At 67.4% G+C, this 17,943-nt stretch carries 18 protein-coding genes, 1 tRNA gene and 1 pseudogene; 8 read left to right on the forward strand and 12 right to left on the reverse strand.

The features are described from left to right. The first annotated feature begins 48 nt into the window (after positions 1-48). The 4 genes from B0293_RS10265 to B0293_RS10280 all read left to right on the forward strand — a co-directional run bounded on the left by B0293_RS10265 (position 49) and on the right by B0293_RS10280 (position 3,158). Entirely contained in the window at positions 49-906 is an 858-nt protein-coding gene (locus tag B0293_RS10265; protein ID WP_005164705.1) for a glutamate ABC transporter substrate-binding protein, read from the forward strand. Positions 907-989: 83 nt separating this feature from the next. Continuing rightward, positions 990-1,685, forward strand: coding sequence for an amino acid ABC transporter permease (locus tag B0293_RS10270; RefSeq protein WP_209437337.1), 696 nt, complete (start codon positions 990-992; stop codon positions 1,683-1,685). After that, positions 1,682-2,590 carry an amino acid ABC transporter permease gene (locus B0293_RS10275; protein ID WP_005164709.1) on the forward strand — a complete coding sequence of 303 codons (909 nt, stop codon included), beginning with the start codon at positions 1,682-1,684 and terminating at the stop codon, positions 2,588-2,590. The genes B0293_RS10270 and B0293_RS10275 overlap by 4 nt, the downstream gene beginning before the upstream one ends. 124 nt (positions 2,591-2,714) lie before the next feature. Then, positions 2,715-3,158 carry a class I SAM-dependent methyltransferase gene (locus B0293_RS10280; protein WP_005164712.1) on the forward strand — a complete coding sequence of 148 codons (444 nt, stop codon included), beginning with the start codon at positions 2,715-2,717 and terminating at the stop codon, positions 3,156-3,158. Between the two features lie 205 nt (positions 3,159-3,363). Here the strand turns inward: B0293_RS10280 and B0293_RS10285 are convergent. After that, positions 3,364-3,435, reverse strand: a tRNA-Arg gene (locus B0293_RS10285). A 359-nt stretch (positions 3,436-3,794) separates the two neighbouring features. Between B0293_RS10285 and B0293_RS10290 the strand changes: the two genes are divergently transcribed. Both B0293_RS10290 and B0293_RS10295 read left to right on the forward strand, forming a co-directional pair. Then, positions 3,795-4,265, forward strand: a complete 471-nt coding sequence (locus B0293_RS10290) for a hypothetical protein (RefSeq protein ID WP_005164714.1) — start codon at positions 3,795-3,797, stop codon at positions 4,263-4,265. Between the two features lie 15 nt (positions 4,266-4,280). After that, positions 4,281-4,691 carry a hypothetical protein gene (locus tag B0293_RS10295; protein ID WP_005164716.1) on the forward strand — a complete coding sequence of 137 codons (411 nt, stop codon included), beginning with the start codon at positions 4,281-4,283 and terminating at the stop codon, positions 4,689-4,691. Between the two features lie 210 nt (positions 4,692-4,901). Here B0293_RS10295 and B0293_RS10300 read toward each other — a convergent pair whose 3' ends face one another. Genes B0293_RS10300 through B0293_RS10315 form a run of 4 tightly spaced genes read right to left on the reverse strand, consistent with a single transcriptional unit; the run spans position 4,902 to position 8,736 of the window. After that, the gene (locus B0293_RS10300; RefSeq protein WP_005164720.1) at positions 4,902-5,654 is read right to left on the reverse strand and encodes a succinate dehydrogenase/fumarate reductase iron-sulfur subunit; all 753 of its coding nucleotides are present in this window, start codon (positions 5,652-5,654) and stop codon (positions 4,902-4,904) included. Beyond that, the gene (locus B0293_RS10305; RefSeq protein WP_005164722.1) at positions 5,651-7,567 is read right to left on the reverse strand and encodes a fumarate reductase/succinate dehydrogenase flavoprotein subunit; all 1,917 of its coding nucleotides are present in this window, start codon (positions 7,565-7,567) and stop codon (positions 5,651-5,653) included. Before B0293_RS10305 ends, B0293_RS10300 begins: the two co-directional genes overlap by 4 nt. A gap of 54 nt (positions 7,568-7,621) precedes the next feature. Further along, the gene (locus B0293_RS10310) at positions 7,622-8,452 is read right to left on the reverse strand and encodes a hypothetical protein (protein ID WP_005164724.1); all 831 of its coding nucleotides are present in this window, start codon (positions 8,450-8,452) and stop codon (positions 7,622-7,624) included. Next, entirely contained in the window at positions 8,449-8,736 is a 288-nt protein-coding gene (locus tag B0293_RS10315) for a hypothetical protein (protein ID WP_005164726.1), read from the reverse strand. The genes B0293_RS10310 and B0293_RS10315 overlap by 4 nt, the downstream gene beginning before the upstream one ends. A 263-nt stretch (positions 8,737-8,999) precedes the next feature. Here B0293_RS10315 and edd point away from each other — a divergent pair, with 263 nt between their 5' ends. Then, positions 9,000-10,889 (forward strand): phosphogluconate dehydratase, encoded by a 1,890-nt coding sequence (gene edd / locus B0293_RS10320; RefSeq protein ID WP_005164728.1) that lies wholly within the window; start codon positions 9,000-9,002, stop codon positions 10,887-10,889. After that, the gene (gene eda, locus B0293_RS10325) at positions 10,886-11,506 is read left to right on the forward strand and encodes a bifunctional 4-hydroxy-2-oxoglutarate aldolase/2-dehydro-3-deoxy-phosphogluconate aldolase (protein WP_005164729.1); all 621 of its coding nucleotides are present in this window, start codon (positions 10,886-10,888) and stop codon (positions 11,504-11,506) included. Before edd ends, eda begins: the two co-directional genes overlap by 4 nt. A 45-nt stretch (positions 11,507-11,551) precedes the next feature. On the opposite strand, the gene B0293_RS10330 is transcribed toward eda, so the two are convergent. The 7 genes and pseudogenes from B0293_RS10330 to B0293_RS10360 all read right to left on the reverse strand — a co-directional run bounded on the left by B0293_RS10330 (position 11,552) and on the right by B0293_RS10360 (position 17,867). Next, complete coding sequence (locus tag B0293_RS10330; RefSeq protein WP_005164732.1) at positions 11,552-11,989, reverse strand: GNAT family N-acetyltransferase; 438 nt, start codon at positions 11,987-11,989, stop codon at positions 11,552-11,554. 85 nt (positions 11,990-12,074) lie between these two features. Beyond that, positions 12,075-12,514 (reverse strand): annotated as a pseudogene (locus B0293_RS10335) (iron chaperone). Positions 12,515-12,564: 50 nt separating this feature from the next. After that, entirely contained in the window at positions 12,565-13,188 is a 624-nt protein-coding gene (locus tag B0293_RS10340; RefSeq protein ID WP_005164737.1) for a VOC family protein, read from the reverse strand. A gap of 429 nt (positions 13,189-13,617) precedes the next feature. Continuing rightward, positions 13,618-14,145: a regulatory protein RecX gene (locus B0293_RS10345; RefSeq protein WP_209437338.1), complete on the reverse strand. Its 528-nt coding sequence runs from the start codon at positions 14,143-14,145 to the stop codon at positions 13,618-13,620. A gap of 41 nt (positions 14,146-14,186) precedes the next feature. Continuing rightward, positions 14,187-15,227, reverse strand: a complete 1,041-nt coding sequence (gene recA, locus B0293_RS10350; RefSeq protein WP_005164741.1) for a recombinase RecA — start codon at positions 15,225-15,227, stop codon at positions 14,187-14,189. Between the two features lie 206 nt (positions 15,228-15,433). After that, positions 15,434-15,628: a DUF3046 domain-containing protein gene (locus B0293_RS10355; protein ID WP_005164743.1), complete on the reverse strand. Its 195-nt coding sequence runs from the start codon at positions 15,626-15,628 to the stop codon at positions 15,434-15,436. Positions 15,629-15,968: 340 nt separating this feature from the next. Next, positions 15,969-17,867 (reverse strand): Hsp70 family protein, encoded by a 1,899-nt coding sequence (locus tag B0293_RS10360; RefSeq protein WP_039917664.1) that lies wholly within the window; start codon positions 17,865-17,867, stop codon positions 15,969-15,971. Between the last annotated feature and the right edge of the window lie 76 nt (positions 17,868-17,943).

The raw sequence follows: 17,943 nt of genomic DNA on the forward strand, positions 1-17,943 counted from the left end.
CCCGCCGGCCGGTATGGCTGGACAAGATTCGGAAGGAAACTGAGAACAATGCGGTTGAACCGAGTTCTGCGTATGAGCGCGGCCGTCGTGGCGGCCGGTCTCGCCCTCACCGCCTGCGGTGGCGGCGGGTCCGACACCGGCAGCGGCTCCAGCGGCGCCAAGAACCTGGTGGCGAAGGCCAAGAACGACAAGAAGCTGACCATCGGCATCAAGTTCGACCAGCCCGGTCTCGGTCAGAAGCAGGCCGACGGCACCTACGCCGGGTTCGACGTCGACGTGGCGAAGTACATCGCCAAGGAGCTCGGCGTCGAAGAGTCGGGGATCACCTGGAAGGAAGCGCAGTCCGCGCAGCGCGAGGACCTGATCAAGAAGGGTGAGGTCGACTTCATCGTCGCCACCTACTCGATCACCGACAAGCGCAAGAACGACGTGTCCTTCGCGGGCCCGTACTTCATCGCCCACCAGGACCTGCTGGTCCGCGCCGACTCCACCGACATCACCGGCCCGGAGTCGCTGACCGGCAACAAGAAGCTCTGCTCGGTCAAGGGTTCCACCCCGGCGCAGAACGTCAAGGAAAAGTACGCCAAGGAAGTTCAGCTCGAAGAGCGCGGCAAGTACACCGACTGCGTCACCTCGCTGCTCAACAAGACCGTCGACGCGATGACCACCGACGACGTGATCCTCGCCGGCTACGCGGTGCAGCAGCCCGGCAAGCTGAAGCTGGTCGGCAAGGGCTTCACCGACGAGAAGTACGGCGTCGGCCTGAAGAAGGACGACACCGAGAGCGTCACCGCGATCAACAACGCGATCAAGAAGATGCAGCAGGACGGTGCTTGGAAGGCTGCTCTGGAGAAGAACGTCGGCCCGTCGGGCTACAAGATCCCGGAGCCCCCGGCCATCTCGTGAACAGGCTCCCCTGAGCCGCTGAACTGAAGGAATCGAACGGTGCGCCGTGTACCGCGGCGCACCGTTCCCATACCGAGGCTGGGTTGAGCACCTTGTTCGATTTCCTCGACAATCCCAATTACGACTTGCTCGGCGCCTTCTGGATGACGATCAAGCTGACCTTCTTCTCCGCCATCGGTTCCCTGATCTGGGGGACGATCCTGGTGGGGATGCGCGTCAGCCCGGTTCCGATCATGCGGGCGTTCGGCACCGCCTACGTCAACATCTTCCGGAACACCCCGCTGACGGTGATCATCGTCTTCACGTCGCTGGGGCTGTCCTCCACCCTGGGGATCAACCTGGCCTCGGCGGATTCGACGACGTCGTTGGAGGACAACGCCTTCCGGCTCGCGATCCTCGGCTTCATCGCCTACACCGCCACGTTCGTCTGTGAATCGCTGCGGTCGGGCATCAACACCGTCCCGGTCGGCCAGGCCGAAGCGGCCCGCGCCCTCGGTCTCGGCTTCCTCCAGGTGCTGACGCTGATCGTGCTGCCGCAGGCGTTCCGATCGGTGATCGCGCCGCTGACCAACGTCATGATCGCCCTGCTGAAGAACACCACGGTCGCCTCGATCATCGGTGTCGCCGAGGCCTCGCTGCTGATGTCGGACATGATCGAGAACGAGTCCGACTCGCTGCTCCTGGTCTTCCTCATCTTCGCCCTCGGGTTCGTCATCCTGGTCCTCCCCCTCGGCCTGCTGCTGGGCTGGGTCGCCAAGAAGGTCGAGGTCAAGCGATGAGCAGCACGCAGACCGTCCTCTACGACATCCCCGGCCCGAAGGCTCGGGCGCGAAACTGGCTCTACAGCGTCCTTTTCGTGCTCGTCCTGGCTCTGGTGGTCTATCTCGTCTACAGCGGTTTCGACGAGAAGGGGCAGTGGGCGGGCGCCCTCTGGAAGCCCTTCGTCGACGGCGCGACCTGGACGCAGTTCCTGCTTCCCGGCTTGCTCAACACGCTGAAGGCCGCCGGGCTCTCGATCGTGATCGCGCTGCCGATCGGTGCGCTGCTGGGCATCGGCCGGCTGTCCGAGCACAAGTGGATCCGGATGCCGGTCGGCTGGATCGTCGAGTTCTTCCGCGCCATCCCGGTGCTGCTGCTGATGGTCTTCGCCGCCGCGTTCTACTCGTTCTACACGGGCATCGACGCGGAGATCCGCCCGCTGTTCGCCGCGGTGACCGGTCTGGTGCTCTACAACGGCTCGGTCATGGCCGAGGTGTTCCGGGCGGGCATCCTGGCCCTGCCCAAGGGACAGGCGGAAGCGTCGTCCGCGCTGGGTCTGCGCAAGACCCAGACGATGATCAACGTCCTGCTCCCGCAGGCGGTCACGCTGATGCTGCCCGCGCTGGTCAGCCAGCTGGTCGTCATCCTGAAGGACACCGCGCTGGCCGGTCAGCTGACCATCGGCTTCGACGAGCTGATCCGGGCTTCCGGTCCGCTCACCGGTCTCTACAGCAACACGATCCCGACGCTGATCGTCGTCGCGATCATCTTCATCGTGCTGAACCTGCTCCTGACCAAGTTCGCGAGCTGGCTGGAGAACAAGCTGGCCCGGCGGAAGAAGGCACCCAAGGGCGCCAAGCCGGTGCACTCCGCACCGTCCAGCGTCGTCATGCAGCGCGACGACGCCAGCGGCGGGGCGATGTAGCTCCGCAGAAGTACATGAAGGCCCCCTTCCTTGCGTCTGGCGCTAGGAAGGGGGCCTTCATGTACTCCGGGATAGGCCTCTTGGTCCTGTCGGGACGGCGGTCCGGTCGACTAGCGTCGGCCGTATGGCGGACCAGGCTGCGGCGTTGCTCGAAGCGCTGCCGGACCTGGCGGGCAGGTCGGTCCTGGTCGTCGGGTGCGGCGATGGCCGCTATCCCCGGCTGTTCCGCGGCAAGGGCGCCCGCCGGGTGGTCGGCGTCGACGCGGGCCAGGCCCTGATCGCCGTCGCGCAACGAGAAGAGGAACGCGACCCCGTCGGGATCTCCTACGAGGTCCACCAGCTCGCCCGGCTGCCGGTGATGGGCGCCTTCGACGTCGTCGTGGCCTTCCTTGCCTCCCCCGGCCATCTCGACCGGGTCGCCGCGAGCCTGGTGACGGGCGGGCTGCTCGTGGTCGTCGCCACGAACGGTGCCGGCCTGGAAGAAGCCTTGCGGGACAACGGTTTTCAGGACATCGTGGTACGTCGCCACGAAGGCGGCGACATCCACAGCGCCCGCAAGGCCTCCTGAGTCGCGCACCCTGGTGTCGAGCCAGGCTGGCCGGGGCTATGAATCCCGGCCGGTCGCCGGACCGTGCGCGTCTGGCGGTGTGAACCGCACGGAGCCCACACCGCCGCACCGGTACGACGGAACAGGTTTCCCCGCCGTGCCGGGGGTTTGGCCTGGAACACGCTTCCGGCGCACACTGCGCACCGGAAGCGTTTCGTTCCAGAAGTACCCCTGCCAGGAATCGAACCTGGACCCCGGCGTTCGTAGCGCCGTACTCTTTCCGTTGAGCTACAAGGGTCTGTCCCACACAAGAAAAAGCCGCCCGTCCGGTTTCCCGAAGGGCGGCTCCGCGTATCCGACGTCATATCAAGACGTCGGCGGGGAGCCGTTCTTTTTCACCATGCCGAGGCGAGCCGGACATGCGTCGGCGAGCTCGCGTCGCCACATCATGTTCGTCATTCGGCCTCCTCGGTGGGTGTCTGCGACCATCTTCCGCGACCACCCGATCGTGGTCAATTTCTTTTCCTTCCCAATGAACCTGCTGTTCAGACACCTGTTGCAAACTGTTCACCAGACTGCTACGTTTCCGGTGATCGATTGTCGAAGCGCAGGGGGCGCTGACTGAGAGTCGAGATTCCCCTGGGGAGGGAAGTATTCATGAAAGCCATTCACAAGGCGGCGGGAATCGTCGCGACAACGGGAATGACGGCGGCACTGTTCCTGGCGCCACCGGCTTACGCGGACACCGACACACCGTTCGGCAAAGGCAATTGCACCGCCCGGTTGCAGGGATTCACGACGTCCGATCAGTCCGGTTCCTGGGAACAGCTCAACGTTTCTTCCGGCTGCAACGCGAACGAACCGCTCGTCCTGCAGATCCAGACCGAACTGCTCTTCTACGGCATCGCCAGTAACGGCAGCCGGACCGAGTTCGTCGGCCCGACCACGGGCGGCCACCTGGTCAAGGGGCCGCCGAACGCGCGGCAGATGCTGGCCCAGGCCAGCGCTCCGCCCACCGGTTTCGACCAGTACTGCGCTTCGGCGACCGTGTACTACAGCGGCGTGGCCGGGGACCCGTCGGGCGGCGGCACGCTGACCCAGGACTCCGGCGTCGTCTGCTGGAGCTGAGGGGAAGGGTTGGCCATGAACAAGAAGACCTGGCTGCTCGCCGGTGTGGCGAGCCTGGCCATGACGTCGATTCCCGCTGTCGCGCAAGCCGGTTTCCCGGCCTGCTGGGGGCAGCTGAACATCGCGGGACGAGACCTCGGCAGCGCGATCGAATGGGGTGGGCTGTACACCTGCCAGCCCGTCATCGGCGGCGACTACGACGCGGACTGGAGCGTCTCTTCGGACGGCGTCGTGATCCGGTCCGGCAAGTTCCAGCCCGCCATCAACGACACGCAGACGGCTTTTCCCGTCACCTACGTGGATCTGCCGAACCCGGCGCCGCTCGTCTCGAAGCACGTCAAGGTGTCGGTGACGTTCAACGCGGCACCGCCGTCGAAGGCGTCTCTCTCGACCGAACGAGACGTCACCTACGACCCCAACGGCTGACATCTCTTGAGGGGTAAGGCAAAGGTGGCATGCTCGCTCGCCAGCGTGCCGGCTTCGGATGTTGCGAAAGCCACTTTCGCAACCTTCAACGTTGCGAAAGTGGCTTTCGCAACGCTTCCGAGCCTCCGCCAAGCGCTGGTCCGTGAAGGCCTCCTTGAGGGACTCAGGGTCCCTCAAGGAGGCCTTCACGGACCGGTCACGAGCGGCTGACTACTTGTCCCGCCGGAACAGCTTGTTCCCCAGCCACACGATGGGGTCGTACTTCCGGTCCGCGACGCGTTCCTTCATCGGGATCAGCGCGTTGTCGGTGATGTGGATGCCCTCCGGGCACACGTCCGAGCAGCACTTGGTGATGTTGCAGTAGCCGAGCCCGTGTTCCTCCTGCGCCTCGTCACGCCGGTCGGCGACGTCGAGGGGGTGCATTTCGAGTTCGGCGATCCGCATCAGGTACCGGGGCCCGGCGAAGGCCTCCTTGTTCTCCTCGTGGTCGCGCACCACGTGGCAGGTGTTCTGACACAGGAAGCATTCGATGCACTTGCGGAACTCCTGCGAGCGCTCGACGTCGACCTGCTGCATCCGGTACTCCCCCGGCTTCAGCTCCGGCGGCGGAGTGAACGACGGGATCTCCCTGGCCTTGGTGTAGTTGAACGACACGTCGGTCACCAGGTCGCGGATCACCGGGAACGTCCGCATCGGCGTCACGGTGATGACCTCGTCCTCGGTGAAGGTCGACATCCGGGTCATGCACAGCAGCCGCGGTTTGCCGTTGATCTCCGCCGAGCACGAACCGCATTTGCCCGCCTTGCAGTTCCACCGCACCGCCAGATCCGACGCCTGGGTGGCCTGCAACCGGTGGATGATGTCGAGGACGACCTCCCCCTCGTTGACCTCGACGCTGTAGTCCTGCAGCTCACCGGAATCGGCGTCACCGCGCCAGACCCGGAAACTCGCCTTGTAGCTCATACCTGGCTCCCGGGGTGCGACGTCAGTTCTTCGTCGGTGTAGTACTTCCCCAGCTCGGACCGCTCGAACAACTCCAGCAGGTCCTGCCGCAACGGAACCTGCGCCTTGACCTCGATGCCGATGTCCGGCACCACCGGGTTCTCGCCCGGCGTGGCCGAGCAGACCAGGAGTTTGTTGCGCCACTGGGAATCCATGCCCGGATGGTCGTCCCGCGTGTGCCCGCCCCGGCTTTCGGTCCTGGTGAGCGCGGCCCTGGCGACGCATTCGCTGACCATAAGCATGTTCCGCAGGTCGACGGCGAGGTGCCAGCCGGGGTTGAACTGCCGGTGCCCTTCGACGGTGACACGCTTGATCCGCTCGCGCAGTTCCCCGAGCTTCTCCAGCGCCCGCTCGATCTCCTCCGACTTGCGGATGATGCCGACCAGGTCGTTCATCGACTGCTGCAGTTCGGTGTGCAGGCTGTACGGGTTCTCCTCGACGCCGTCGCCCGGCGGGTCGAACGGCGCGAGCGCCATCGCCGCGGCGGCGTCCACATCGGACTGACTGACCTTGGGGCGTTCCTTCAGGTCCGCGACGTACGACGCGGCGCCGAGTCCCGCCCGGCGGCCGAAGACGAGCAGATCCGAAAGCGAGTTGCCGCCGAGCCGGTTCGATCCGTGCATCCCGCCCGAGCACTCCCCGGCGGCGAACAGCCCCGGCACACTCGACGACGCGGTGTCCGGGTCGACCTCGATCCCGCCCATCACGTAGTGACAGGTCGGGCCGACCTCCATCGGTTCCTTGGTGATGTCGACGTCGGCCAGTTCCTTGAACTGGTGGTACATCGACGGCAGCCGCCTGCGGATCTCCTCCGCGGGCAGCCTGCTGGCGATGTCGAGGAAGACCCCGCCGTGCGGTGATCCCCGGCCCGCCTTGACCTCGGAGTTGATCGCGCGCGCCACCTCGTCGCGCGGCAGCAGGTCCGGGGTGCGCCGGTTGTTGTCGGCGTCGGCGTACCAGCGGTCGGCTTCTTCCTCGCTGTCCGCGTACTGGCCCTTGAACACCTCGGGGACGTACTCGAACATGAACCGCTTGTCCTCGGTGTTCTTGAGGACACCGCCGTCACCGCGGACGCCTTCGGTGACGAGGATCCCCTTCACACTCGGCGGCCAGACCATGCCCGTCGGGTGGAACTGGACGAACTCCATGTTGATGAGCTTCGCCCCGGCCCGCAGGGCCAGCGCGTGCCCGTCACCGGTGTACTCCCACGAGTTCGAGGTGACCTTGAACGATTTCCCGATGCCGCCGGTGGCCAGCACGACCGCCGGTGACTCGAACAGGATGAACCGGCCGCTCTCGCGCCAGTACCCGAAAGCGCCCGAGATCCGGCCGTCCTCGGTCAGCAGTTCCGTGATCGTGCATTCGGCGAAGACCTTGATCCTCGCCTCGTAGTCGCCGGTCTCCTTGAAGTCCTCTTGTTGCAGCGAAACGATTTTCTGCTGCATCGTGCGGATCAGTTCGAGCCCGGTGCGGTCGCCGACGTGCGCCAGCCGCGGGTACGTGTGCCCGCCGAAGTTGCGCTGACTGATCCGGCCGTCGGCGGTACGGTCGAACAAGGCGCCGTAGGTCTCCAGTTCCCAGACCCGGTCCGGCGCCTCCCTGGCGTGGAGTTCGGCCATCCGCCAGTTGTTGAGGAACTTCCCGCCACGCATGGTGTCACGGAAGTGCACCTGCCAGTTGTCGTTCGAGTTCGCGTTGCCCATCGACGCCGCGCAACCGCCTTCGGCCATCACCGTATGCGCCTTGCCGAACAGGGATTTGCACACCACCGCGACGCTGAAGCCGCGTTCACGGGCTTCGATGACCGCGCGGAGGCCGGCACCGCCGGCACCGATCACCACCACGTCGTAGTTGAGCCGTTCGACCTCGGTCATGAAAAGAGCCACCTCAAAGCTTTGTCGCCGGGGGGACGGGAGATTCCCGCGCCGCTAGTTGATGAACCGCAGATCCGAAATCGCGCCGCTGGCCACGAGCATCACGTAGAGGTCGGTCAGCACGAGCGTGCCGAGCGTCGTCCACGCCAGCGCCATGTGGCGGGTGTTGAGTTTCGTGATCTGGGTCCAGATCCAGTAGCGGACCGGATGTTTGGAGAAGTGCTTGAGCCTGCCGCCGGTCACGTGCCGGCACGAATGGCACGACAACGTGTACGCCCACAACAGGATCACGTTGCCCGTCAGCACGATGTTGCCGAGCCCGAACCCGAACCCGCCGTCGATGCCGTGGAACGCGGTGATCGCGTCGTAGGTGTTGATCAGCGAGACGACCACGGCGACGTAGAAGAAGTAGCGGTGGACGTTCTGGATGATCAGCGGCAGCCGGGTCTCCCCGGTGTACTTCGCGTGCGGTTCGGCGACCGCGCACGCGGGCGGCGAGAACCAGACGGCCCGGTAGTAGGCCTTGCGGTAGTAGTAGCAGGTCAGCCGGAAGCCCAGCAGGAACGGCAGGACGAGGAAGCCGAGCGGGATGAAGCCCGGCAGTTCGCCGAACCAGGCCCCGAAATGCCGGGAGCCCTCGACGCAGGATTCCGAGACGCAGGGCGAATAGAACGGCGTCAGATAGTGGTACTCGGGCACCCAGTACGCGGTGCGCACGAAGGCCCTGATGGTCGCGTAGATGATGAAGGCGGAGAGGCCGAGGACGGTCAGCAGCGGGGACAGCCACCACCGGTCGGTGCGCAGCGTTTTCTCGGCGATCCGGGCCCGCGACGGCGCGCGGACCCCCGTACCCCGTCCGGCTCCCTGGCCGGCGGGGGCGCTCACCGCTGGTCGCGCTTGTAGCCGCCGACGCCTTCGTCATCGGCGCCGTGCCAGAGCGCCGGGTCGTAGGGCGTATCGGGCACCTGGACGCGGTCGGCCGCCTTCGCCTGCGCGGGCACCGCGTTCGGGGTCGTGTCGAGGTCGGTCGCGTCGATGTCGAGCCGCTCCACGTCGTTCGCCAGGCGTCGTACCGCCGAGGCGTCGCCGTATCGGGATCGCAGCGCGCCGACGCACTGCCTCAGCTGACCGATGGCTCGCCGAAGCTCGGCGATCTCTGTGGTGGACATCGGTACCTCCCGATGGTCGGTTCGGTTGGCCGCTTGAGCCTTCGAAGGCAAGCGATTCCTCGCCGTCTCGACTCTGCCGCGCGTTGTGCAATGTGACAAGTAGCACAGTAGAACCCGGTGGCGTGACGGAGGTCACGCGAGTCGATCTTCTGTATCGATTTTGATTCGGGCTTTGCCCTGGGTTACTGTGGCCACTGTCACGACCCAGCGACGTCAGCGTTGCCGTCCCGCGGACCACCACGACCAGTGATCCGGAGCCGGACATGAGCACCGCCCCGAACGTCCACCCCATCATCGCCGAAGTCACCGAGCGCGTCGCCGCCCGCAGCGCCGAGACCCGCGCCGCGTACCTCGAGCGCGTCGCCGCCGCCCACGAGGAAGGGCCGGTCCGGCGCGGGCTCGACTGCAGCAACCTCGCCCACGGCTTCGCCGCCATGGAAGGTGTCGACAAAGCGGCACTGCGCGCCGCGCGGGCACCGGGCGTCGCGATCGTCTCGTCCTACAACGACATGCTTTCGGCGCACCAGCCGATGCAGGAGTACCCCGCGATGCTGAAGGGGTCGGTCCGCCAGGCGGGCGGCGTGGCCCAGTTCGCCGGCGGCGTGCCCGCGATGTGCGACGGCGTCACGCAGGGCCGTCCGGGGATGGAGCTGTCGCTGTTCAGCCGCGAGGTGATCGCGATGTCGACCGCGATCGCGCTCTCGCACGACATGTTCGACGCGGCGCTGCTGCTCGGCGTCTGCGACAAGATCGTCCCCGGCCTGCTGATCGGGGCGCTGTCCTTCGGTCACCTCCCGGCGATCCTCGTGCCCGCCGGGCCGATGAACTCGGGCCTGCCGAACAAGGAGAAGGCGCGCGTGCGCCAGCTCTACGCCGAGGGCAAGGCGACCCGCGAAGACCTGCTGGACGCCGAAGCGGCTTCGTACCACTCGGCGGGAACGTGCACGTTCTACGGCACGGCCAACTCGAACCAGATGGTGGTCGAGGTGATGGGCCTGCATCTGCCGGGTGCCAGCTTCGTGCAGCCGAACTCGCCGCTGCGGCGCGTCCTCACCGAGGAGGCCGGACGCCGCGTCGTGAAGCTCTCGCGAGGCGAGGAGTACACGCCGATCTCGCGGGTGATCGACGAGAAGGCCGTCGTCAACGGAGTCATCGCGCTGCTCGCCACCGGCGGCTCGACCAACCACACGATGCACCTCGTCGCGATCGCCGCGGCCGCGGGCATCCAGCTGACCTGGGACGACTTCTCGGACCTGTCGTCGGTGATCCCGCTGCTGGCCCGCGTGTACCCGAACGGCAGCGCGGACATCAACCACTTCCACGCCGCCGGGGGCATCCAGTTCCTGGTCGGCACGCTGCTCGACGCGGGCCTGCTGCACGAGGACGTCCAGACCGTCGCCGGGCCGGGCCTGCACCGCTACCGGCAGGAGCCGATCCTCTCCGAGGGCGAACTGGTCTGGCGCGACGTGCCGACGCACAGTCTCGACGAGGACGTCCTGCGCCCGGTGTGGCGCCCGTTCGCTTCCGACGGCGGGCTGCGGATGGTCGCGGGCAACCTCGGCCGCGCGGTGATCAAGGTGTCCGCGGTGGCCCCGGAGCACCGGATCGTCCAGGCCCCGGCGCGGGTGTTCACCGACCAGCAGTCCTTCAAGGACGCTTTCGAGGCAGGCGAGCTGGACCGCGACGTCGTCGTGGTCATCCGGCAGCAGGGCCCGCAGGCGAACGGGATGCCGGAACTGCACGGGCTCACCCCGGCGCTCGGCGTGCTGATGGACCGCGGGCACCAGGTGGCGTTGCTCACCGACGGCCGGATGTCCGGCGCGTCCGGCAAGATCCCCGCGGCGATCCAGGTGACCCCGGAAGCCGCCGCGGGCGGCCCGATCGCGCGGATCGCCGACGGCGACGTCGTCCGCCTCGACGCCAGGGCCGGGACGCTGGACGTCCTCGTGGGTGACGAAGAACTCGCCCGCCGTGAACTGGTGGACTCCCCGCCTTCGGAGGCATCCTGGACCGGCACCGGCCGGGAGCTGTTCGCGGCGCTGCGCCGCGCGGTCGGTCCCGCCGATCAGGGCGCGAGCGTGTTCGGACCGCTCACGCCGGAACACTTCGGCGCTCCGGCGCACACGTTGACCCCTGTGGAGGTAACCCAGTGACCACCGGCGCCGACCTGCTCGGCCTGTCCCCCGTGATGCCCGTCGTCGTGCTCGACGACGCCGCCGACGCGGTGCCCACCGCGCGGGCCCTGCTCGCGGGCGGCATCGGCGTGATCGAGCTGACCCTGCGCACCCCGGCGGCACTCGCCTCCATCGAGCGCATCGCCGCCGAGGTCCCGGAGATCGTCATCGGCGCCGGGACCGTCACCGCGCCCGAACACGCCAAGCAGGCCGCCGACGCCGGTGCGAAGTTCCTGGTCACGCCGGGTTGCACCGACTCCGTGCTGGACGCCGCGTTCGACACCGGCCTGCCGTTCCTGCCCGGCGCGAGCACGGTGTCCGAGGCGATGCGGCTGGCCGAGCGTGGACTGACCGCCCTGAAGTTCTTCCCCGCCGAGGCCAGCGGCGGGGTGGCGTACCTGAAGTCGATCGGCGGGCCGCTGCCCGGGCTGCGTTTCTGCCCGACCGGCGGGATCACCGTGAAGACCGCGCCGGACTACCTCGCACTGTCCAATGTGGGCTGCATCGGTGGCTCGTGGCTGACGCCGAAGGACGCGTTGGCGGCCAAGGACTTCGGGAAGATCGAGGCCTTCGCCGCGGAGGCGTCGAAGCTCTGATCCTCTTGGTGAAGGCCACCTTTTCGGAGGTGGCCTTCACTGTTTTCAGAGCGGGAGCTGGTACTGGATGAAGCCCCGGTTGACCGCGACCTGGTCGTACAGGCGCCGCGCGGTGGCGTTGGATTCCTTGGTGTGCCAGTAAACGCGGCCGCAGTCACGGTCGCGCGCCCAGTCGGCGACCGCCTCGATCAGTGCCCGCGCGACACCTTTGCCCCGGGATTCCGGCGCGGTGAACAGATCTTGTAGGTAACAGACGTCGGTGAGCGCGGAAGTGCTGGGATGCACCAGGAAGTGCACGATCCCGGCGAGCTCGCCGTCCACGTGCGCGCCGAGCGCGTGCATCCGCTCCCCCGTGCGGAATTCGCGCCAGGCGCGGTCGTAGACCTCTTGGTGCGCGACACGCTCGTAGAAGGCGATGTACGCGCGGAACAGCTTTTCCCAGGCTTCGCGGTCTTCGGGCTTCAGCGGCTCGATAGTGATCATGTCGTCCTCCCAGTGATCACCCGAGCCTAAAGTTCCTCTGCCCGGCCGGGAGTGGCCAATCACGCGGTAAAGCGCATTGCCACTCTCAGCTGACGGCTTGCTTCACCAGGGTGGCGACGCGCTTCTTCACCGCGGGGGTGGCTTCGGTCAGCGCGAAGGCCGTCGCCCACATCGCGCCGTCGTCCAGCTGGGCCGCCTCGTTGAAACCGAGCGTCGCGTACCGCGTCTTGAACTTGGCCGACGCCTGGAAGAAGCAGACGATCTTGCCGTCCAGCGCGTACGCGGGCTGGCCGTACCAGAGCTTCGGCGCGAGCATCGGGGCGTTCGCCTTCACGACGGCGTGGACCAGTTCGGCAGCACCCGGTCCTCGTCGGTCATCTCGGCGATCTTGTCGACCACGTCCTGCTCCGCCGCCGCGGCCTTGTCGGCGGCCGAGCTACGACGCGCGGCCTTCTTCATGTCCTGGGCATGTTCCTTCATCGCGGCCTTCTCTTCGGCCGAGAATCCTTCGTAGGTGGTGCTCATGGTGTTTTCTCCAAGGTAGGCGGCGAGCGGGGGCATCCGGAAGTGGCACATCAGGACTGGGCGGCGAGAGTGGAGGACTCCCAGGCGAACCCGTCCGGGTCGGTGAACAGGGCGGCGCCGCAGATCGCGATCCGGTGCGAGCCGGTGCCCTCCGGGGCGACGCCGGCGTCCTTGGCCAGGGCCTTGCGCCGGTACAGCGCCAGCTTGACCGCGTCCGATCCGGACTCGAACTCGACGTACATGCGGCCGAAGCTCTTCCCGACGGTGAGGCCGTGCTCGACGTAGAACTTCTTGCTCGCGGCCACGTCGGCGACACCCAGCAGCAGGACGATGTCGTCGAACTCGCGGGCGGCGGGACCGGTGTTCTTCTTCGCCGAGGTGGCGATCTTCCAGATCGCGCCGTCCGGAGCCTGGATGGTGCCGCCGTAGCCCCACATCGACTTGGTGGCGGGCTTGATCACGGTCGCGCCGGCGGCGACGGCGGCGTCGATGAGCGCGTCGGCGTTGGCAGGCTGGGAAACCGTGAGGGAAAGGGTGTAGCCGCGGAAGCCGGTGGAGGGCTCCTGCGAGGCCCGCAGGCGCAGCTGGGTGTCGAGCCCGAAAGCCGTGGAGTAGAAGCGTTCGGCGGCCTCGGTGTCGGCCACTTCGAGGGTGATGGCGTCGATGAAGTTCATGCCGGTAACGCTATTTCTCAGCGGGCGCCCGGTGCTTCTTGATTCCTGATCGGTCGCATCGGCGCTGGTCAGAGCCCCGGCTTGGCGGCTGCCTCTCTTGCTCTAACCCGAATTGCCACTCACGACCGTCAGGCCCGAGCCGGGTCTTTCGCGTGACTGAGCGGACGTCACGTGTGATCAGACGGACGACACGCGTGACTGGGCGGACGACACTCTCGCGGCCGGGCCTCATCACGAGTCGGGCTGTGGGGGCAGTGCGCTTCAAGCGTGTCGCGAAAGCCACGTTCGCGACGTCTGGTGTCCCGAAAGTGGCTTTCGCGACACCGTCTGGCGATCTGCCGCCCAGCTGCCGTGCCCCTTGAGAACGCAAAACACCGGCCGGCGGGCAGATGCCCGCTCGGCCGGTGAGCAGCTCGTCTGGAGGGGAACTCAGTCGAGGGTGGCGTCGTCCAGGAGTGCCGATTCGGCGCCGAACTCGCGGAGTTCGTCGCGGATCACGGTGTAGGCCAGCCCCTGGGGATAGCCCTTGCGGGCGAGGAAGCCCAGCAAGCGGCGGATCGCCGTCTGCTCGTCGACGTTGCCCAAGGAGCGCATGCGCTTCCGTACCAGCTCTCGGGCGCGCTGCTCCTCTGCCTCTCGGTCCACCTCGTCGGCGGCCTGGACGGCGATATCCCCATCGATTCCTTTGCGTTTGAGTTCGGCCACGAGTGCGTTCCGTGCCAGGCCCATGTTGGCATGGCGGGAACGAACCCACATCTCGGCGAACTCGGCGTCGTTGATGAGCCCTGCCTGGTCCAGCTTACCGAGCAGGGTCTCCGTCGTCTCCTCGTCGAAGCCCTTGCGTTTGAGGGCCTGACGCAGTTCGTCCGTGGAGCGCGGGCGCGCGGCCAGGAGATCGAAGCAGATCTCCTTGGCCTTCTTCCTCCGCTCGTCCGGCGGCAGTTCCGCCGGATCCACCTTGGGCGCTCGCATTCAGCTCCTCTGAGAAATTCGACCGGTCAGAAATCGACCGGCGCGGGGGCGGCTTCGGCGTCGACGGCGGCACCGATGCCGAGCTTCTCCTTGATGCGCTTCTCGATCTCGTTGGCGATGTCCGGGTTGTCCAGCAGGAACTTGCGGGCGTTCTCCTTGCCCTGGCCCAGCTGGTCGCCCTCGTAGGTGTACCAGGCGCCGGACTTGCGCAGGATGCCCTGGTCGACGCCCATGTCGATCAACGAACCCTCGCGGGAGACACCCTTGCCGTAGAGGATGTCGAACTCGGCCTGCTTGAAGGGCGGCGCGACCTTGTTCTTCACGACCTTGACGCGGGTGCGGTTGCCGACGGGCTCGCCGCCGTCCTTCAGCGTCTCGATCCGGCGGACGTCCAGGCGGACCGACGCGTAGAACTTCAGCGCCTTACCACCGGTCGTGGTCTCCGGGGAGCCGAACATGACGCCGATCTTCTCGCGCAGCTGGTTGATGAAGATCGCGGTGGTGCCGGAGTTGTTCATCGCACCGGTCATCTTCCGCAGCGCCTGGCTCATCAGCCGGGCCTGGAGACCGACGTGGTTGTCGCCCATCTCGCCCTCGATCTCGGCGCGGGGCACGAGCGCGGCGACCGAGTCGATGACCAGGATGTCGAGCGCGCCGGAGCGGATCAGCATGTCCGCGATCTCGAGCGCCTGCTCACCGGTGTCCGGCTGGGAGACCAGCAGCGCGTCGGTGTCGACGCCGAGCTTCTTGGCGTACTCCGGGTCCAGCGCGTGCTCCGCGTCGATGAACGCGGCGATGCCGCCGTTCTTCTGCGCGTTGGCGACCGCGTGCAGCGCGACGGTGGTCTTACCGGAGGACTCCGGACCGTAGATCTCGATGACCCGGCCGCGGGGCAGGCCGCCGATCCCGAGCGCGACGTCGAGGGCGATGGCGCCGGTGGGGATGACTTCGATCGGCGCGCGGCCTTCTTCGCCCAGGCGCATGACCGAGCCCTTGCCGTACTGCTTGTCGATCTGGGCGAGGGCCAGTTCGAGCGCCTTGTCCTTGTCGGGTGCTGCTGGTGCCATGGAGTCCACCTCGTTGGTTGAGCCGGGTAGGGCTTGTTCTGTTCTGAGCTGTCGGGTCCGACGCTACGGGCGACCACCGACAATTCCAGGCCTCGCGCCCAAGCTGTGGATCGCTGACCCCGTTGTGGACAACACCATAGACGAACGTGTGTTCGAGGCCGTGGCCGACACGCCGTTGCGCTAGGGTTCTTGCCCTTCTTTCGAGGTCAGCGCCTCTCCGGCGGGACTTCGAAGGCGTCGCAGACCGCCCGCCAGACGTCTTTCGCCGAGGTTCCCGCGTCGAGTGCCTGTTCGACGGTCCGGCCCCCGAGTTCGCCGAAGACGTGATCCCTGGAGAGGGTTTCCGCACGTCCGGAACCGAATTCGTCGGCCATCAGCCGCCGGAAAACCGTGATACGCATCGAGCGGAGTCTAGCCCGGCACCGGGCGGGAAACGCGTGAAGGCCCCCTTCCCTCGACTGAGCCGAGGGAAGGGGGCCTTCACGCGCGATTGGAGGAGTAAGGCAAAGGTGGCGTGCTCAGTCACTCGCCCGCACGCCGACCTCGGGTGTTGCGAAAGCCACTTCCGCAACGTTGAAGGTTGCGAAAGTGGCTTTCGCAACGCTTCCGGGGCTCCGCCGCCCACGAGACCACAAGATCCGCGGTGAAGGGGTCCTTCCCTACCCTGAAAGTAGTGAAGGAGGCCTTCACGGACTTGGCACCCGACAGGACACCTTTGCCCTACCGCTCTATAAAACGGGCCTACTCGCCCGGCTGGACGCTCTTTTCGAAGTAGTCGGCCAGTTCGCCCGGCGTCGGGGTCTGTCCTTCGGCCGGGACCTGGTAGATGAAGCCGACCAGCGGCCGGTCGGTCACGGTGAACACCAGGACGGCGGCGTTCCGCCCGGCGGCCGAGGAGTACTGGCCGTCCAGGGCGTTGCCCGCCCACTTGGCCTCGGTGCGGTCCCCGCCCGCCGACTTGAGCAGTCCGTCGGTGTAGGCCTTGAGCTTCTCCGCCGAACCGCTCTGCAGATAGGTCACCTGGGTTCCGGCGCGGCCCGGCGCGGAGCAGGTCGACGTCACGCCGAGGTCTTCCGCCGGTTTCGCCGGCCCGTTGCCCATCCCGGGCTTGCAGTCGCCGGTGTCGGCGATCTTCCCGGCGAGCTGACGCAGGCAGCCGGTGAGGCCCTTGTCGTCGGCCGCGCCGGGCGTCTTGCATTCGTCGGCCGTGTAGGTCGTCACCGACGAGGACGTCAGGAAGTACGTGAGCCCGGCGGCGAGCAGCACGACGACGGCCACGATGGCCCCGATGACGAGCGGCTTCTTCTTGCTCGCGGGCGCCTTCTCGGCGGTGGTCTGCCCGGCGAGGGAGTACGTCGGGAAGTTCGTCGGCGCGGGCTGCTGCACCTGCTGCGGGCCGCTGTTCGGGTAACCCGACTGGGGGAAACCTCCGGACTGGCCGGGACCGCCCGCCTGATAGCCGGGGATCGAGGCGACCGGCGGCGCGTACGGGCCCGAAGCGCCGACCTGGTGCGCGCCGGTTCCGGCCGCGACCTGCCCTTCGACGCCCTGTGTGCGCGTGCTGATGCCGTCGGAGGCGACGTGCTGCGCACCGAGGGCGACCGCGGTCTCGGGCTGGTCGAGGCTGCCGGGGACGACGCCGAGCTTCTCCGCGATCAGGCTGCCGACCAGCGGAAGCCTGCTCGAACCGCCGACGAGGTAGATCCCGGCGAGCCGGTCCGGGGTCATCCCGGCGGACCGGACCACGCGCGCCATCAGCTCGACACTGCGCAGCATCGACGGCCGCACGAGCGCTTCGAGTTCGCCTCGCGTGACGAGGACGTCCTCGAACGGCTCCGGCATCGGGACCTCGGTCTGCGGGTGCCGCGACAGAGCCTCCTTCGCCGCCTTCACGTCTTCCTGCAGCGCGCGTCGCGTACGACGGTCCGGAGTGGACTCGGGCCGCAGGACCCGCTGCCAGCGCTGGGGATCCTTGTGCGAGACCTCGCGGCCGACGTGCACCAGCAGCGCCTGGTCGACGTCGAGGCCACCGAGGTCGGGAAGGCCGTCTTCGGCCACGACGGTGAAGCCGCCGTTCGGGGTCGCGCCGACGATCGCGACGTCGAAGGTGCCGGCGCCGAGGTCGTACACGGCGAGCGCCTGACCGGGCGCGAGCGTCTTGCCGGGGAACGACGCGAAATGCGCCGCCGCGGCGACCGGCTCGGGGACGAGCACCAGGTTGCCGCCCATCCCGGCGAGCCGGGCGGCGGACAGCAGCACGTTGCGGCGGGTCTGGCCCCACTGCGCGGGGTGGGTGAGGCGGACCTCGTCGGGCAGTTCGCCGCCGAGCTGGCGGGTGGTCTCGTCGAGCACCCGGCGCAGGATCGCGGCCAGCACCTCGGTGACCGGGATGACGTCGGTGCCCAGCAGGAGCGTCTGCTCGTCGATGCGGCGTTTGGGGTTGGGCTCGAAGCGGGTCGGGTCGAGGCGGGCGCGCCGTTCGGCGTCCCGGCCGACCATGATCGTGCCTTCCTCGGTGGCGAACACCGCGGACGGCATGTTGGCCGAACCGTCGACCTCGACCACCCGCGGCGGCCTCCCGTGCGCAGAAAGGACGGCCACGGTGTTGGACGTCCCGAGGTCCACCGACAGGATCCGCACAGCTCTTACCCCTTCAACAGACGAACGGCGGCCGCCCCAGTACCGATCCGGCCGCGCTGGCCGTGATGCTCCCACG

Origin of the sequence: Amycolatopsis azurea DSM 43854, assembly GCF_001995215.1 — a bacterium.
In the GTDB taxonomy this organism is placed as follows: domain Bacteria; phylum Actinomycetota; class Actinomycetes; order Mycobacteriales; family Pseudonocardiaceae; genus Amycolatopsis; species Amycolatopsis azurea.

Coding starts and splice junctions, on each gene's coding strand:
- B0293_RS10355 (WP_005164743.1), bottom strand. CDS start 15,628: ATGCGTATCACGGTTTTCCGGCGGCTGATGGCCGACGAATTCGGTTCC.
- B0293_RS10275 (WP_005164709.1), top strand. CDS start 1,682: ATGAGCAGCACGCAGACCGTCCTCTACGACATCCCCGGCCCGAAGGCT.
- B0293_RS10265 (WP_005164705.1), top strand. CDS start 49: ATGCGGTTGAACCGAGTTCTGCGTATGAGCGCGGCCGTCGTGGCGGCC.
- edd (WP_005164728.1), top strand. CDS start 9,000: ATGAGCACCGCCCCGAACGTCCACCCCATCATCGCCGAAGTCACCGAG.
- B0293_RS10340 (WP_005164737.1), bottom strand. CDS start 13,188: ATGAACTTCATCGACGCCATCACCCTCGAAGTGGCCGACACCGAGGCC.
- B0293_RS10290 (WP_005164714.1), top strand. CDS start 3,795: ATGAAAGCCATTCACAAGGCGGCGGGAATCGTCGCGACAACGGGAATG.
- B0293_RS10295 (WP_005164716.1), top strand. CDS start 4,281: ATGAACAAGAAGACCTGGCTGCTCGCCGGTGTGGCGAGCCTGGCCATG.
- recA (WP_005164741.1), bottom strand. CDS start 15,227: ATGGCACCAGCAGCACCCGACAAGGACAAGGCGCTCGAACTGGCCCTC.
- B0293_RS10315 (WP_005164726.1), bottom strand. CDS start 8,736: ATGTCCACCACAGAGATCGCCGAGCTTCGGCGAGCCATCGGTCAGCTG.
- B0293_RS10300 (WP_005164720.1), bottom strand. CDS start 5,654: ATGAGCTACAAGGCGAGTTTCCGGGTCTGGCGCGGTGACGCCGATTCC.
- B0293_RS10280 (WP_005164712.1), top strand. CDS start 2,715: ATGGCGGACCAGGCTGCGGCGTTGCTCGAAGCGCTGCCGGACCTGGCG.
- B0293_RS10330 (WP_005164732.1), bottom strand. CDS start 11,989: ATGATCACTATCGAGCCGCTGAAGCCCGAAGACCGCGAAGCCTGGGAA.
- B0293_RS10305 (WP_005164722.1), bottom strand. CDS start 7,567: ATGACCGAGGTCGAACGGCTCAACTACGACGTGGTGGTGATCGGTGCC.